The organism is Xenorhabdus sp. XBWT (assembly GCF_059072735.1).
In genome coordinates this window covers 2,352,011-2,368,850 of record NZ_CM180990.1, presented here as the reverse complement: position 1 = coordinate 2,368,850, position 16,840 = coordinate 2,352,011, and the positions used below count along the sequence as shown (strand labels likewise).

The 16,840-nt window shown below is 39.9% G+C and carries 14 protein-coding genes; 8 read left to right on the top strand and 6 right to left on the bottom strand.

Annotated elements, in window-relative coordinates:
* Window positions 1-503 precede the first annotated feature (503 nt).
* From AC5JQI_RS10550 to AC5JQI_RS10530, 5 genes are all read right to left on the bottom strand, one after another.
* Window positions 504-1,037 (bottom strand): hypothetical protein, encoded by a 534-nt coding sequence (locus AC5JQI_RS10550; RefSeq protein WP_493912119.1) that lies wholly within the window; start codon window positions 1,035-1,037, stop codon window positions 504-506.
* A gap of 395 nt (window positions 1,038-1,432) precedes the next feature.
* Window positions 1,433-2,263, bottom strand: coding sequence for an S-formylglutathione hydrolase (gene fghA, locus AC5JQI_RS10545; protein ID WP_493912118.1), 831 nt, complete (start codon window positions 2,261-2,263; stop codon window positions 1,433-1,435).
* Between the two features lie 100 nt (window positions 2,264-2,363).
* Window positions 2,364-3,473, bottom strand: coding sequence for an S-(hydroxymethyl)glutathione dehydrogenase/class III alcohol dehydrogenase (locus tag AC5JQI_RS10540; protein WP_493912117.1), 1,110 nt, complete (start codon window positions 3,471-3,473; stop codon window positions 2,364-2,366).
* A gap of 357 nt (window positions 3,474-3,830) precedes the next feature.
* Complete coding sequence (locus AC5JQI_RS10535) at window positions 3,831-4,226, bottom strand: structural protein (RefSeq protein WP_237388283.1); 396 nt, start codon at window positions 4,224-4,226, stop codon at window positions 3,831-3,833.
* Window positions 4,226-4,540: a phage holin, lambda family gene (locus AC5JQI_RS10530; RefSeq protein WP_493914661.1), complete on the bottom strand. Its 315-nt coding sequence runs from the start codon at window positions 4,538-4,540 to the stop codon at window positions 4,226-4,228. The genes AC5JQI_RS10535 and AC5JQI_RS10530 overlap by 1 nt, the downstream gene beginning before the upstream one ends.
* 761 nt (window positions 4,541-5,301) lie before the next feature.
* On the opposite strand from AC5JQI_RS10530, the gene AC5JQI_RS10525 reads away from it, so the two are divergent.
* From AC5JQI_RS10525 to AC5JQI_RS10490, 8 genes are all read left to right on the top strand, one after another.
* Complete coding sequence (locus tag AC5JQI_RS10525) at window positions 5,302-6,615, top strand: sodium-dependent transporter (protein WP_237387613.1); 1,314 nt, start codon at window positions 5,302-5,304, stop codon at window positions 6,613-6,615.
* A gap of 602 nt (window positions 6,616-7,217) precedes the next feature.
* Window positions 7,218-9,491: an arginine decarboxylase gene (gene adiA, locus AC5JQI_RS10520; protein WP_493912116.1), complete on the top strand. Its 2,274-nt coding sequence runs from the start codon at window positions 7,218-7,220 to the stop codon at window positions 9,489-9,491.
* A 17-nt stretch (window positions 9,492-9,508) separates the two neighbouring features.
* Window positions 9,509-10,837, top strand: coding sequence for an arginine/agmatine antiporter (gene adiC / locus AC5JQI_RS10515; protein WP_493912115.1), 1,329 nt, complete (start codon window positions 9,509-9,511; stop codon window positions 10,835-10,837).
* A gap of 590 nt (window positions 10,838-11,427) precedes the next feature.
* A complete protein-coding gene (locus AC5JQI_RS10510) occupies window positions 11,428-12,516 on the top strand; it encodes a PfkB family carbohydrate kinase (RefSeq protein ID WP_493912114.1) in 1,089 nt (362 codons plus the stop codon).
* Window positions 12,516-13,460 (top strand): pseudouridine-5'-phosphate glycosidase, encoded by a 945-nt coding sequence (locus AC5JQI_RS10505; RefSeq protein WP_493914660.1) that lies wholly within the window; start codon window positions 12,516-12,518, stop codon window positions 13,458-13,460. Before AC5JQI_RS10510 ends, AC5JQI_RS10505 begins: the two co-directional genes overlap by 1 nt.
* 195 nt (window positions 13,461-13,655) lie before the next feature.
* Window positions 13,656-14,906, top strand: coding sequence for a NupC/NupG family nucleoside CNT transporter (locus AC5JQI_RS10500; RefSeq protein WP_493914659.1), 1,251 nt, complete (start codon window positions 13,656-13,658; stop codon window positions 14,904-14,906).
* A gap of 218 nt (window positions 14,907-15,124) precedes the next feature.
* Window positions 15,125-15,553, top strand: a complete 429-nt coding sequence (locus AC5JQI_RS10495) for a universal stress protein (protein WP_493912113.1) — start codon at window positions 15,125-15,127, stop codon at window positions 15,551-15,553.
* Window positions 15,554-15,659: 106 nt separating this feature from the next.
* Window positions 15,660-16,097 carry a universal stress protein gene (locus AC5JQI_RS10490; RefSeq protein WP_237387607.1) on the top strand — a complete coding sequence of 146 codons (438 nt, stop codon included), beginning with the start codon at window positions 15,660-15,662 and terminating at the stop codon, window positions 16,095-16,097.
* A 453-nt stretch (window positions 16,098-16,550) separates the two neighbouring features.
* Here AC5JQI_RS10490 and AC5JQI_RS10485 read toward each other — a convergent pair whose 3' ends face one another.
* Window positions 16,551-16,733, bottom strand: a complete 183-nt coding sequence (locus AC5JQI_RS10485) for a hypothetical protein (RefSeq protein WP_275359107.1) — start codon at window positions 16,731-16,733, stop codon at window positions 16,551-16,553.
* Window positions 16,734-16,840: the final 107 nt, after the last annotated feature.

Genomic DNA, 16,840 nt, shown 5'->3' with positions numbered 1-16,840 from the left:
TCTGTTACTCCTGCTTATGAGACTAATGACTACGCTAGTAAATAATGTATTGATTAAATTAAATATGAGTTATAGGGTATTACTGATTGCTGAAAATGTTTAAAAACTAATTTTTTACAAACGAGTATTTTATTTTCATAATTTTCTTTATTAAAGAATTTCGGTTCATTTATTTTTGATATGTCTTTATTAAAGATAACGTTTAACATTGTTTTTTAGAGAGGTTTTTTCTTTTTGGTAGTATTTACATGATGGGATGTTTTTATCATGTTATTTATTTAGTGTAAGATATTTATAAATATTGTAATTGGGATGAGTGGCAGCCGATATTACAGAAAAGCTTAATTTTATCCATGCCTGTTCCGATTTTTTATTAACCGAAAATACTGATTTTGGAACAGGCGATGGGTTTGATTTTTACCCAGACTTCAGGCGAATGACATTTACGGAGACAGCCTCAAGTTCCTTTTATTATCGGAGAACAGCATGCTCGTTTTCTCCGCTCATTTAATGAAAGAAAGAAGGGCGCATGCATGGGTATTTGCGGCATCTGCGGTAAGGTGTACTAATCCTCTATTGAGTAAACGCAAATCCAGATGGCTGTTATCCCATACAAGCGGGTCGGTAAAATTTTCAGTCAAAAGATCCGGAACATAGTATGTTGTACCTTTGAGTAGTGGTTTTCTTTCAGGTACAGGGACATCCCACTCACCGATACGAATGGTTTGGGGATTGGGTTTGAGTTTGTATTCCCACTCATAGTTGAAAGTCAGGGGTTTAGCGCAGTCCTGCCAGCTTGTTCCAACGCATTTACGGTATTGGAAGAAGCGCCACGGTTCATCGTTTTCGATAGCAAATTTTGCGTATTCTGCAATGATATCTGCGTGTGGGTGAGGGTATGCAGCGACTACTGTATTGGAGTGAACAAAGACGCCATTAATGAGATACTTGCCGTCATCTTGCTCTGTGAGTTTATAAATTTTGTTTTTAACTAAATTATGTTGGGGAATATCTTCCCCTATGTATTTGACGTGCATGGTATTCCTCTGTATTTGCGATATTTAACTCTCCACAGCCCATATGAGAAATGTGTTGGGGTGTGTCAATAGTTGTCGCATATTGGGTATAACCACGGGAGTCCCGGGACTCCCGTGGTTATACAGATATGGAAATGTTACCTAAGATTCCAGCAAGATTTTTTAAACCAACTTTATATTTAATGATGGAGCATGCTGCTTTGGCAGCGGGTTGTATGAACGAGACTGACTTCGGGAAAGGATAATTCTGACGCTCCCATTATATCTTTTTTAGTGAAGTGTCTGAGTAAGCTGTTAGAGATGTGACTGATACTTATTGAATTTCTGTAATTTACATTAGCTTTAAAGATAGACATCCCACACATTATTCAGCCTGAAACTTAACTGTATTCAACTCAGCGTTGCATTGCCTGTGCATGATAGGCAATGTGATCTTTGATAAAACTGGAGATAAAGTAATAGCTGTGATCATACTCCTGACGAAAATTCATGGTCACTGGGTAATTGGTTGCATTACAAACTTCCAGCAATAAGTCAGGGCGTAACTGGCTATCCAGAAAATTATCACTGAGTCCCTGATCAATCAGAATGGGGAGCTGTTCTTGCGCATGTTTGATCAACTCTATTGTGTCATATTGCTTCCATTCATTAATGTCTTCGCCAAGATAAGTGGAAAATGCTTTTGTTCCCCACGGAACCTGAGAAGGGGCAACAATGGGAGAAAATGCGGATACGCTGCAATAACGTCCCGGATTTTTTAATGCGATAATCATTGCACCATGGCCTCCCATTGAGTGTCCGCTGATCGAGCGGATATTAGTCACTGCAAAATGTGCTTCTATTAATTCAGGCAATTCCGAAACAATATAATCGTACATACGATAATGGGTAGCCCAGGGTTGCTCCGAGGCGTTGAGGTAAAAACTGGCACCTTTTCCAAGATCAAACGCAGGGTCATCAGCGACATCATCACCGCGTGGGCTGGTATCTGGAGCAACAATAACGATGCCATGTTCAGCAGCGTAACGTTGAGCACCTGCTTTTGTCGTGAAATTCTGTTCTGTGCAGGTCAATCCCGAGAGCCAATATAGTACGGGTAATTTTCTTTCTGTTATTTGGGGAGGCAGGAAAATTGAAAAGCACATTTGGCAGTTCAAAACCGTTGAAGTGTGTTGATAAACATCCTGCCATCCACCAAAACTGGCGTAGTGTTCGATTCTTTCCATTATTTTCGTCCTTACGTGATTTTCTGTAATGGGCGTTCGATGATTTGTCATATACCGTGTTGGCTTGCAACACGGTTTGCTCACTTCAATCAAGATTGAATCAATAGTGAATGACAGTACGGATGGATTTGCCTTCATGCATCAGGCCGAAAGCATCATTAATCTCTTCCAGAGGCATAGTGTGGGTGACAAAAGGTGCAAGTTCAATGTCACCTTTCATGGCATCTTCTACCATTCCGGGCAACTGGCTGCGGCCTTTCACACCACCGAAGGCAGTGCCTTTCCATGTACGGCCTGTAACAAGCTGGAATGGTCGGGTAGAAATTTCCTGTCCGGCTCCAGCCACACCGATTATCACTGATTGACCCCAGCCGCGATGCGCACTTTCGAGGGCGGCACGCATAACGTTGACGTTACCGATGCATTCGAAAGTATGATCAACCCCCCATTTGGTCATATCAATAATGACTTGCTGGATAGGTTTATCATGATCATTTGGATTGATGCACTCAGTTGCACCAAATTGTTTGGCTAATTCAAATTTAGCGGGATTTGTGTCAATGGCAATAATATGGCCTGCCTTTGCCTGGCGAGCGCCCTGAATAACGGCAAGGCCTATTCCACCAAGGCCGAAAACGGCCACAGAATCCCCCGGTTGTACTTTGGCAATATTATGTACGGCACCGATACCGGTGGTTACACCGCAGCCCAGCAGGCAGACATGTTCATGATTTGCCTCTGGGTTGATTTTGGCGAGTGAGACCTCCGCGACAACAGTATATTCGCTGAATGTGGAGCATCCCATGTAATGATAAATAGGCTGACCATGATAAGAGAAACGGGTTGTACCATCTGGCATGAGACCCTTTCCCTGAGTATCACGTACCGCGATACAAAGGTTAGTTTTACCGGACTGGCAGAACTCACATTTGCCGCATTCTGCTGTATATAATGGAATAACATGGTCGCCGGGTTTTACACTGGTTACGCCTGCACCAACGTTGACCACCACTCCGGCTCCTTCGTGTCCTAACACAACAGGGAATAGGCCTTCGGGATCATCACCAGAAAGGGTAAAGGCATCTGTATGGCACACACCCGTATGGCTGATTTTTATCATCACTTCACCCGCTTCCGGTGGCGCGACGTCAATTTCGACAATTTCAAGAGGTCTGTTTGGCCCAAAGGCAACGGCAGCGCGTGATTTCATAGAATTCCTCTTTTCCTTGATGTAAAAAGTGAATGTTAAATTGCCCGTTCAAAATCCAATTCCAAATAGCGGCATCGGGAGTCGTTGTACCGCAAATTTGACAATCGGTGGCTGATATATGGTGGTAACTGTGATCTAAGTACCATTTTGGCAGGGGAGAGTGGGAAACATATTGGGATTATCCCCTTCCGGGATAAGATTGTTATTGTTGAATGACAGATTGGAATGGATTGTAATAATTTATTGAATACATTTCAGAGAATGTGATTTCCCTGTCAGGATAAAGGTGATAGGAAAAGAAATATCCATTAAAAACCACCGTCAGTTTTCTGGCGGTGGTTATATTCAAACCGGGCTTTATAACAATTCAAATGCCCGTTTAAAGGTTTCATCGGAATAAGGTTGCTGACCGTTTTCCATTTTAATGATGGCCTTAACCAAAAGGTTCATTGTGGCAACATTTTCCACATCGACTACAGTGCTGCTGACGACGCCGACTGCTTTACAAACATAAGCAATATAACCCTGAGTATCATTTTCATTGGGTGGTGCCCAACGGGAAATAAACTGGTAAATCGTGTTATCCCCGTATTTGCGTTCATAATTACGCAGAATTTTCAGCATTGCACGTATGCCATATTCTGGAGCCACAAACTGACAAAACGATTTGTCTGTCTGTGTATCACGCAAACCCTGCCATTTATCACCGTGGCGGATATTGCCCGGATTGTGATTACGAATCCCTCTTGTCATTATTTATCTCCTAAACGTTTATTGATTGCGCGTAGCGCAAATTCTCGAATTTTTTCCACACCGATAAAACCGACGGCGCCGCCAAGCGCAGGTGAAACACTGCTTGGAATACCAAAGAGTTCCAGTGCGCTGGAAAATCCCCACGACAGTGCGCCACACAGTAGTGGTTCTACCCAGCGATTTTTCCGCTCTACACCGTCATAAATCAGGCGGCCATAACAAATCATGATGGCTAAAATAGAACCGGATATCTGTGGCCATGTGTTTCTCAGACTGTTCAGTACATCGACCCATAAATCAGGATGTTCTTTCATCATTAATTCCAAAATTGAATGATGGGTATCACAGAAGCAGGGTTTTAAGGTCACATAATCTCAGAGGCATAAGGCAAAACTGCACTCAAATCGGCTCAATCAGGATTCAGTTTCCAGCACCTACTTAATGACATCCCGTACTTCTCCATAGTAACGTCAGTAAAGAAAATCCACATTGTGATGCCGTTGTGCACTGGCTCTTACTAATTCATTGAAAAGCAATGCTCACTTCAGTCCCCGTTTTTATTAGTGATACACACAAATTATGAGAATTCCTTATTTTTCGCCGCGTGGGACGTGTATTTTTTGGTGGAATTCCAATGGAAAGGATGACATTTTGAAAAATGTAAAGTGTCATTTAGGTTGAGTAACCAGTTAATTTTTTATAGGTTATTATTTAAAATCACTATTTTCTATGGTATACAATGGCAGCTTGTTAAGCGTTCATCGATTTGATTAACGCCATTGAAAGTTACGATTAAATGATGAACATCTAGAGTAGAGCTATGAACGCAATTGTGAATCTTCTACTAAGCCTACTATCCCTATCCGAATAGGTGGCTGCGTTTATCTGTTTTTCTTATGAAGCCACCAGTTAGGTGGCTTATCTATCTTGCTGGTGGAACTGTTTTTTAACCGGAGTTCCTTGTGACATTTTTTATTATATCCAGCATTCTATTATCTTATATCCTCAGTCAAGAAATTGGTTGCTCTGTGCGCCCGAATACACATGTTAACGCCTTAGCGATAAGGAGGTTAGTGTGAGTCAACAATGGACTTCTCGTTTTGGTCACGTATTAGCGGCAGCAGGTTCAGCTGTTGGTATTGGGGCTATATGGAAATTCTCTTATGTTACTGCAACAAATGGCGGTGGTGCATTCCTTTTAGTCTTTTTATTGTTCAGTTTCATCATTGGATTAGCAGTGTTGATGGCTGAAAATTTACTGGGAAGTAGTACCGGCGAAAGTGCTGTAAATGCGTTTAAGAAGTTATTAGGTAAGAATTGGGGATTTATTGGTTTTATCGGAATTTTCAGTTCATGGTGTATTTACAGTTTTTATAGTGTAGTTGGTGGATGGACGATTGGTTATGTCTCGATGGCAGCAGTTGGAAAACTGAATATAACGGACAGTAATCAGCTGACTATTATTTTTAATAACTTCATCAGTAATCCCTGGTGGCCGATAATTGCACATTTAGTCTTTGCAAGTTTAACTTGCATTGTAGTTTTGGCTGGAGTGCAAAAAGGCCTTGAAAAAGCAGGGAAAATCATGATGCCACTCCTTATTGTAATCATGGTAGTTTTAATAATTATCGGGATTCGTTTACCCGGTTCATCTGCAGGATTGAAAATGTTTTTATATCCTGACTTTGCTAGTCTGACAGGTAAAGGAATTTTAGACGCATTAGGGCTGGCATTTTTTTCCTTGTCTATCGGTCTGGGAATACATGTTACTTATAGTGCCTATTTACCAAGTAATAAAGGGATTGGACGCTCTAGTGTTTGGGTAGTGATATTATCATGCCTTGTATGTATATTAGCCGGTCTGATGATTTTTCCTGCTTTAACTTCTGCAGGATTAGAACCTAATGCAGGCCCGGGTTTAACATTCATGACGATGCCCATTTACTTTGCTCATTTGCCCGGAGGTACTATTTGGGCAATTACTTTTTTTACATTATTACTGATGGCCGCATTGACTTCATCGATTTCATTGCTTGAGCATATTGTTGCTTATGTACAGTCTCGATTTCATTGGTCTCGGCGTAAAGCTGGCTTAATTGTTACATTATCTATTATGTTAATGGGGATTCCTGTCTCTTTATCCTTTGGGGTGTTAAGCTTTTTATCGATAGGCGGGAAGAATATTTTTGATATATTAGATTTCATTACATCAAATGTTCTGATGCCGTTGTTTGGAATTATAATTTGTTTGATTTTTGGTTGGTCAAGCAAAGCTATTTCATTAATGCCTGATAATATGTCACGATTAAAACGAAAATGTTTATTGCTTATATGGAGATATATTGGCCCGGCTTGCATCGGTATTATTTTGGTACATGGATTGATCTGATTTTGTTGTAAATGTATCAGCTTATCTATAAGAATTAACAGATAAGCTGATACATTGAATTGGTGAGCATATCTTCTTGTTTCCTCGCGTAGTTCCGCTTTTTAAGTTCCTTGGATTCACATATTAGGGTTTGCAAAGTAACGCCATCAAGATTCCATTGAGTTTCAGCATGTCGTATGGCAATTATGCGAATTATGTATCCCTGAGAAATAGTTTTACTCTAAAGTAAACCAAAAGGCGGGCAACTCATCATATAAAATTTTTATTATACAAAAAACAAATTAATTCAACGAAAAATAACTAAAAAATTAGTAACTATATGTTATAAAAGTAATTGTTGTTAATGTTTTTTCCTGCTATTTCAATATCTATTACATTTGTTCTGTTCAGTGGGGTTGAACTCCAGTGATTTATCTGAATTGCACTATCTAAAATAGACACTATATTGATTGATGTGATTTTAATTTTAAAAATTATATTTTAACAAATAATTTTAAATGGAAATTGTATTATTGGTATTTGCACTAAAAATCTTATGCCATTGCCAAGCAACTCTTAATTTTCCTGTCAATTCAAGTAGAAATAGCGTAAGGAAGAGTGTCATGAAAGTATTGATAGCAAAAAATGAAATAGGTACACGATACCACAGTCACATTATCGAAAATGCGGTTCAAAGGTTGGCAGATAAATTAACTGAGAAAGATGTTGATGTTGTTATTGCGGATTCACTGGATGATAGCTATACGATAATTTCAGCCAATGAGCCATTTGATTGCGTCATGGTCAGTTGCGCACTTATGGATGATGATTTATATCTGAGTATACAGCGATTATTGAATAAGTTATTTGAGCGTCAGGAAAATGTCCCGGTTTTCTTATTAAGCGATAGAGAAAAAACGGTGTTTCTGCTGAATCATGATTTACTGGAACAGTTGACTGAGTTTGCATGGATATTGGAAGATTCAGCCGATTTTATTGCCGGTCGTGCCATTGCAGCCATGAAACGTTATCGCCAACAATTATTACCTCCTTTAATGTCTGCCTTGATGAAATACAGCCGAACCTATGAATACTCTTGGGCTGCCCCCGGGCATCAGGGTGGGGTGGGGTTTAATAAAACACCGGCTGGGCGTTTTTATCATGATTATTATGGGGAAAATCTCTTCCGCACCGATATGGGTATTGAGCGCGCCTCATTGGGATCGCTGTTAGACCATTCCGGTGCATTTGGTGAAAGTGAAAGGTATGCAGCCAGAGTATTTGGTGCTGATCATTCTTATTCGGTAGTAGTCGGAACGTCGGGTTCTAACCGTACGATTATGCAGGCTTGCATGACCGAAGATGATGTTGTCGTCATTGACCGCAATTGCCATAAATCCATTGAACAAGGGTTAATCCTGACAGGGGCAAAGCCTGTCTATATGCTGCCAAGCCGTAACCGATATGGCATTATCGGCCCTATTTATCCGCAAGAAATGCAGACAAAAACACTACAGAAAAAGTTGAAGCAGAACCCACTGACTCAGGAGGTAGCTAATCACAAACCTGTTTATAGTGTAGTGACAAACTGTACTTACGATGGTGTCTGTTATAACGCCAAACAAGTTCAGGAATTGCTGGATAAAAGTGTTGATCGGATACATTTTGATGAAGCATGGTATGGTTATGCACGTTTTAACCCGATTTATCATGATCATTACGCAATGCGTGGAGAGCCTAAAGACCATTCTGGGCCGACAATTTTTGCCACTCATTCATCTCACAAATTACTGAATGCGTTATCGCAAGCCTCTTTCATCCATATTCGTGATGGACGTAATCCTGTTGATTTTGCAAGATTCAATCAAGCCTACATGATGCATACAACAACATCTCCCCTCTATGCGATTTGTGCCTCAAACGATATCGCAGTTTCAATGATGGAGGGTAATAGTGGTTATTCTCTGACGCAGGAAGTTATTGAAGAAGCGATAGATTTTCGTCAGGCATTGGCACGTTTGAACAGGGAATTCAGCGAAGAAGGAGGATGGTTCTTTAAACCGTGGAATCAGGAGCAAGTGATCGATCCGGCTACTGGCAAGAAAGTTGCTTTTGAAGATGCTTCCAAGGATTTACTGGCGAAAGAGCAAAGTTGCTGGGTAATGCACCCAGGGGACAGCTGGCATGGATTTGAAGACTTGCCTGATAACTGGAGCATGCTCGATCCGATTAAAGTCAGCATCTTGGCTCCGGGCATGGGCAAGAATGGCAAATTGCTGAAACAGGGCGTACCGGCCGCATTAGTAACGGCATGGCTGGGCCAGCACGGAATCGTACCTACCCGTACAACCGATTTCCAAATCATGTTCCTGTTTTCAATGGGTATTACCAAAGGAAAGTGGGGAACATTACTCAACACCTTGCTTTCTTTTAAACACAATTATGATGCGAATACACCTTTGAGTAAGATATTGCCGAATTTAGTGGAACAGTATCCTGATATTTACAATCAATTAGGCTTGAAAGATTTAGGCGACAAGATGTTCGATTATTTGCGGCAGAATAACCCGGGCGAAAAACTGAATCGGGCTTATGCCAGCTTGCCTGAAATGGTGATGACACCACGAGCGGCTTATCAGGCAATTGTGGCTGATAAGGTGGAAATGGTGGCAATTGATGATCTGACTCATCGCATCGCAGCAAACTCCATCATTCCATACCCACCCGGAATTCCAATGCTAATGTCAGGGGAAAAATTTGGCGATAAAACCTGTCCACAGACTGGCTATTTACACGCATTACAGAAATGGGATCACGAATTCCCTGGTTTTGAACATGAAACGGAAGGGACGGAGATCATCAACGGTATTTATCACGTTTTGTGTGTAAAAAAGTGAGAACGGGAAGATAAATTATGGCTACAGTTTCAGAGGCGAAAAAAGTCGGATTGATCCCCGTTACACTGATGGTTGCGGGTAACATCATGGGATCAGGAGTTTTTTTGCTGCCCGCCAGTTTGGCTGCAACAGGAGGTATTGCCATTCTCGGCTGGCTGGTAACTATCATTGGTGCTGTCGGGCTATCGATAGTGTATGCCAAGATATCTTCACTGGATGATAGTCCGGGTGGTTCTTATGCCTATGCACGACGGGCCTTCGGGCCTTTTTTGGGGTACCAGACCAACGTACTGTATTGGCTGGCGTGCTGGATCGGTAATATCGCGATGGTCGTGATCGGGGTTGGTTATCTTAGTTATTTTTTCCCAATCCTAAAAGATCCGATTGTCCTGACCATCACATGTATAGCAATACTGTGGATATTTGTTTTTTTGAACATTATTGGGCCACATGTTATTACTCGCGTTCAGGCTGTGGCGACCACATTGGCCTTGATCCCAATTGTAGCGACAGCGGTATTAGGATGGTTCTGGTTTAATGGCAAAACATACATGGATGCTTGGAATGTAAGTGGATTGAACACCTTTGGTGCAATCCAAAGTATTCTGAACGTCACATTATGGTCTTTTATCGGTGTTGAAAGTGCTTCGGTTGCTGCCGGAGTGGTTAAGGATCCTAAACGCAATGTACCGATTGCCACTATCGGCGGTGTGCTTATCGCTGCTGTCTGTTACGTCCTGTCCAGTAGCGTGATTATGGGGATGATCCCTAACGCAGCGTTGAAAATCTCATCATCTCCTTTTGGCGATGCGGCCAGATTGGCTCTGGGAGATACTGCCGGTGCGATAGTCGCCTTTTGTGCCGCGGCCGGATGTTTAGGCTCACTTGGTGGCTGGACATTATTGGCCGGGCAGACAGCTAAAGCTGCCGCAGATGATGGGCTGTTTCCTGCGATTTTTGCCAAAGTGAATAAAGCGGGAACGCCGGTTGCTGGCCTATTGATCCTTGGTGTCCTGATGACAATTTTCCAACTCAGCAGTATGTCTCCAAATGCAGCCAAGGAGTTTGGGTTAGTTTCTTCGGTTTCGGTTATTTTTACCTTGATACCTTATTTGTATACCTGTGCAGCCTTGTTGCTCATCGGGCATGGCCACCTTGGGCAAGAAAAGGGACGATATACTGCCATCATTTTCATTGCCTTTATATATTGTATCTGGGCTGTTCTGGGTACAGGGGCGAAAGAGGTGGTATGGACGCTGGTTGTGATGATGATAATCACGGCTATGTATACGTTTAACTACAACACGAAACATCCAGTACCTTTTCCTCTGGATAAAAAAGAATAAATCGGATTTCGGATATTGTTTATTTTGTTAGTCATATTGGGTGCTGGAATATCAGCACCTTTTTTATTAAATAGCGTTCCAAAATTGCAGAGCATTTCTTTACTTTTCGTGCAGACTTCTTGAAAGTCATTGGGTATCTACGGGTTAATTTAAGTAAAATGATGGTATTTTCGATGTCGTTTGAGTCAAAACAGTAACATTTTCCGCCAATTTCCCTGCCAAGTTTGAATTGTGAAATAAATCACTTTTTGATGTAACAAGCAAATTGCTGTTTGTTCATAAAGTAAACATTTTGATAAAAACAAACAAATGTTGGTTTGTTTTTTTATTTTACAAATCTTGTTGTTTTTATTGTGATTATTCTCACATAAAGATATTACGACTTCAGTTAAAGCATATAAAACTCTGACATATTGCAAACTTTTAATATATAAATGGTTATATTTATCACAATATTGACTTGTGAAGATTTTTTCATGTGGCTTACGATCTCTTTCTCACTATGACAATAAACAATATAAATTAACTTTACTGTCGGATGTTGATGAAATAAAAATCTCTCATGTTCAAAACATCAGTAAGGACATGACATGGCAAATCGAGAAAAACAGATATTGCAGCTTATCCGGCGAGATCCTTTCATTCAGCAGCAGGAAATGGCCGATATTCTTGGAATTAGCCGTTCATGTGTCGCAGGACATATTATGAATATGAGTAAGAAGGGGTATATAAAGGGAAAAGGCTATATTCTTTCAGAAAATAGATATGCTGTCACAGTAGGTGCTGCTAATATGGATGTTGTCAGCTATGTGTTTTCTGAAGTAATTTATGGAGATTCTAATCCAGGAAAGAATAAATCTACTGCGGGAGGAGTAGCTAGAAATATAGCACATAATATCGCTTTATTAGGGAATGAAAGCTATTTGATTTCTGTTATTGGTGATGATTTTTATGGAAGAACGTTATTGGAACAAACGAAATTAGCAGGTGTTTATACAGATTATCTTCATAAGATTCCTGATGAAAATACATCTACTTACAATTCATTAATTGATGAAAGAGGTGAAATGCGGGTAGCGGTTAATGATATGGGTATATTAGAAAAACTCACTCCTGCTTTATTGTATCAATCTAAAATGCTAATTCAGAATGCAGGTGTATTGATTGTTGACTGTAATTTGACGGAAGATGCATTAGAGTGGTTATTCAGCCATGCAGGAAATATTCCGGTCTTTGTAGATACAGTATCAACATTTAAAGCAACTAAAATTCGCCATTGGTTATCTCATATTCATACCCTGAAACCCAATCGTCTTGAAGCTGAAATACTCAGCGGAATAAAAATCACAACATTATCAGATGCATCTGATACAGCATCTTGGTTCCATCAACAAGGTGTGCAAAGGCTGGCCTTAAGTATGGGCACAGATGGGGTGTATTACAGTGAGATAGGTGGTTATGTGGGATGTTCGCCCGCTATTCCCGTCAATGTGGTTAATGCCAGTGGAGCCGGTGATGCAATGATGGCGGGTCTTGCTCATTGCTGGTTGGAAGGCATGACATGGGCAGAGAGTATTCGTTTTGCACAAGGCTGCTCTGCGCTCACTTTATCCTCAGAATTTACTAATTATCCGAATTTATCCTGTAGTAGAGTGAAACAACTGTTGGAATTGAAATGATGAATAAAAATATTGTGTTAAATGAATATTTGGATATTTCCCCAGAAGTAGTAGATGCACTGGCAGATAATCGTCCTGTTGTTGCGTTGGAATCGACTATTATTTCCCACGGGATGCCTTATCCGCAAAATAGGGAAATGGCTTTGGAAGTTGAACAATGTATTCGGGATAATGGTGCGGTACCAGCGACTATTGCCATCATTGAAGGGCGAATGAAAGTTGGGTTATCTCATGGTGAAATTGAGCTACTGGCTAAAGAAAGGCATCTGGTGACAAAGGTTAGTCGCCGTGATTTACCTTTTGTTGTTGCAGCAGGAAAACATGGCGCAACGACAGTTGCCTCAACTATGATTATTGCAGAAATGGCTGGTATCTCTGTCTTTGCGACGGGAGGTATTGGTGGCGTTCATCGTGGTGCTGAACAGACTTTTGATATCTCAGCCGATTTACAAGAATTAGCTATGACCAACGTTGCGGTTGTGTGTGCTGGGGCTAAATCCATTCTTGATTTGGGATTGACAATAGAATATCTGGAAACTCATGGCGTACCTCTTGTGGGTTATCAGACAGAAAAACTACCTGCATTTTTCTGTCGTTCCAGCCAATTCCCGGTGAGTATAAGACTTGACGAACCTCAACAAATAGCCCAAGCCATGGAAGTAAAATGGCATTCGGGATTAAAAGGAGGTCTTGTTATCGCCAATCCCATTCCTGAACCATTTGCCATGTCGGAATCTCAAATCAATGATGCCATTGAACGGGCAATTGGCGAGGCTGAGGAACAGGGGATTTATGGTAAAGAAAGTACGCCATTTCTGTTGGCAAGGGTTGCAGAATTGACGGGAGGTGAAAGTTTACAGGCGAATATTGAACTGGTTTTCAATAATGCAAAATTGGCGGCACAAATCGCCATTGCTTATCAAGGAATAAATAAAAATAAATAAGCTTTATCCAATCTATTTTTATCCAAAATGATAAAACACCCAATGAATTTCAAATTGTGGCGTGGTGATAACATGGCTTATTTAACCAAGCGACATAATTGGAGTAAACGGGTATAGAATAAATGCCAGCCAGAAAGAAAACTAAGGTAATCCTTGACATTTTTTGGCTGGATAAAAAATAACAGGAATATGATTATGGATATTTTACGCAGCTTACTAGGTGTAGTAATACTGCTTTTGATTGGGTATCTATTCTCTGTCAACAAAAAAAGAATCAGTTTACGGACTATAGGTGCGGCGTTATTGCTTCAGGTAAGCCTTGGCGCAATTATGCTGTATATTCCTGCGGGAAAATGGCTGATTAATAATATCGCCAGTGGAGTTAATAGTATAATTTCTTATAGCTCAGCAGGAAGTTCATTTATTTTCGGTGGTTTGGTTAGTACGAAGATGAATGAGTTATTTGATGGTGCTGGATTTATTTTTGCATTTCAAGTGTTGCCGGCCATTATTTTCATTACCTCTTTAATATCGATGCTTTATTATCTTGGAATTATGAAATGGATCATTAATATCTTGGGATATTTGTTTCAGAAATCAATGAAAATTAGCAAAGTCGAGTCCTTTGCCGCGGTAACAACCATATTTTTAGGGCAAAATGAGCTTCCTGCGGTTCTAAAACCTTTTATCAATCAAATGAATCGTAATGAGCTTTTTACTGTCATGTGCAGCGGAATGGCCTCCATTGCGGGGTCTATGCTGGTTGGGTATGCAGGTTTGGGAGTGCCGATAGAATATCTTTTAGCAGCATCATTGATGGCAATCCCAGGAGGTATTTTATTTGCTCGTTTGCTTAGCCCTGCGACGGAGGCTTCACAAGTTCAATTTGGTCAAATCTCATTTAGCGAAAAACGCCCTGCCAGCATTATTGAAGCAACCGCGAACGGTGCTATGTTAGGGCTGAAAATCGCTGTTGGTGTAGCAACCGTAGTCATGACTTTTGTTGCGTTGATTGCCTTAATCAACAGTCTGATTGGTGGCGTTGGCAGTATATTTGGTTTTAAAGGGATTAGTTTGGAAAGCCTGTTCGGTTATCTTTTTTCACCTTTGGCTTATATCATGGGGGTGGAGTGGGAGCACGCTGATTTGGCCGGAAGCTTGATTGGGCAAAAACTGGCAATCAATGAATTTGTCGCTTATGTGAATTTTTCTCCCTATTTAAACTATTCTGCTGTGAGTTTGGATAGCAAAACCATTGCTGTTATCTCATTTGCCCTTTGTGGTTTTGCCAATTTTGGCTCCATCGCTGTTGTGGTAGGAGCATTCATCACTGTTGTTCCTGAAAGAACGTCAGACATTGCACGACTTGGCTTCAGGGCATTATTGGCAGCAACTTTATCCAACCTTATGAGTGCAACGATAGCAGGGCTATTTATGAGTTTGTAAAATGAACCCTTCGCTATGAAGTTTAACATACCTATTGGTTGCAAGGTTGTGGCAAGGACGTTGATTTAAGCCTGTGGTCAATAAATCGGTAACTTGAAAAATGAAGGACATAGGAGCTAACATGTTTAGGTGTTAAATAACTCACAGTAAGTTGCCTGAATTTCAATATACTAAAGAAATCAGGATAACTCGGTATTTCAGGTAATAGGAGCGTGCATATGTACAAAACTATTTTAGTACCAGTAGATATTTCAGAAGAAGATCTAACTAACAAGGCTGTTGGCTGCGCGCTTAAAATCGCCAGAGAGACAGGGGCTAAATTACATTTTTTACATGTATTGCCTATTTCGTCAGCGATTATCAATGCTTATGCATTAGGCTATATGGAAATTAAAGACAAGGCGACTATCAAGGCGGAGAAAGACTTGAAAGTGCTGGTGGATTCCATTGACTTACCGATTGATCGTATTTCTTATTCGATTGCATTTGGCTCACCAAGAGATGAAATCACTGCTACGGCAAGTGAAATTGATGCTGATTTAATCGTCCTTGGTTCAAGACGGCCTAATATCACTACACACTTACTGGGTTCTAACTCCTCTGGGGTTGTCAGATACGCAAAAACGTCTGTATTAGTAGTTCGGTAATAATTGTCATCAGGAATAGTGGATTAATGGTTATATAGATTTTTAGTGGCGGCTTTATTGGTTGGGTTCAATAACTACAGTTATATCCGATTACAGGGGAATGTATATGTATAACACGATTTTAGTTCCGATTGATATTGCAGAAGATCAATTAACTGATAATGCAATTAAACATGCAGAATACTTGGCAAAAATATCTAATGCAAAGATTCACCTGTTTCACTCAGTGCCAGATATATCAAGATTTTCTGTGAGTTATAGTTATCATTATGATTTATTGAGTTCTTTTGCTAAAAAAGCAATTGCAAATTCTGAAGAAGAACTTAAAAAAGTCGTAGAAAAAGTCGATTTACCTAAAGATAGGATATCGTTCTCTGTTGCCTTTGGTTCTCCGCGAGATAAAGTGCTGTCTACTGCCCGTGAAATTGGTGCTGATCTAATTATTGTTGGATCACGTCGGCCGGATATTACAACGCATCTATTGGGTTCAAATGCGTCAGGTATTGTGGGATATGCCAATACTTCAGTATTAATTGTTCGGTAATTAATTTTGTTTTAATACTCAGTGGATTTCGAGTTATAGAGTGACAAAAAGTGAATTAATCTCCAGTCATATAGTGAACTATGTGGCTGGGGAAATGAATATAGAGAATAAATTTACTCATTTTTTAGTGGGTGATTATTAAAAAATAAATCGACATTCCTCTTTAAAAAAATCATTAACTAATAATTGTTTTATTCTATATAATGGGAAAGGAATTTAACTAAAATATTTTATCTCTAACGAATGCTATTCAGATAAGAAAATTGAAAAGCATTTAATTTATTTTGTAATGAAAAAGAAAAAGCAGATAAAATTATTTACTTCTCCAATCGCTATTGATGGTAATATTTTGATATTAAAGATTAAATTTTGATTATGTTTAATAATTATCCATTACCCAAAAATGGGTAATGGATAATAGTTGGTTATTTTGTAATAACAGAGAAATTTTGCTTAATCAGAAAACGAATTCAGAATAATATCTAACCGGTTTTTACCAGCAATAATAACCTGAATCTGTAAATTATTTTCTGAACTGTTAGTGGTCATGACGGTCACTTCTTCATTCCCTGAATATTTCCTTACAACTGCTAGCAATTCTTGCTCAAGTTGTTCAATTTTAGCGCTAATGGTCATTTATTCCAACAAATTCAAATGAATATTAAAAAAACCAATTTAATGTTACCCAAATAAACATAGTTCAATAGTTTAATAAACATGATATTTTGTTGCTTAACAAACCA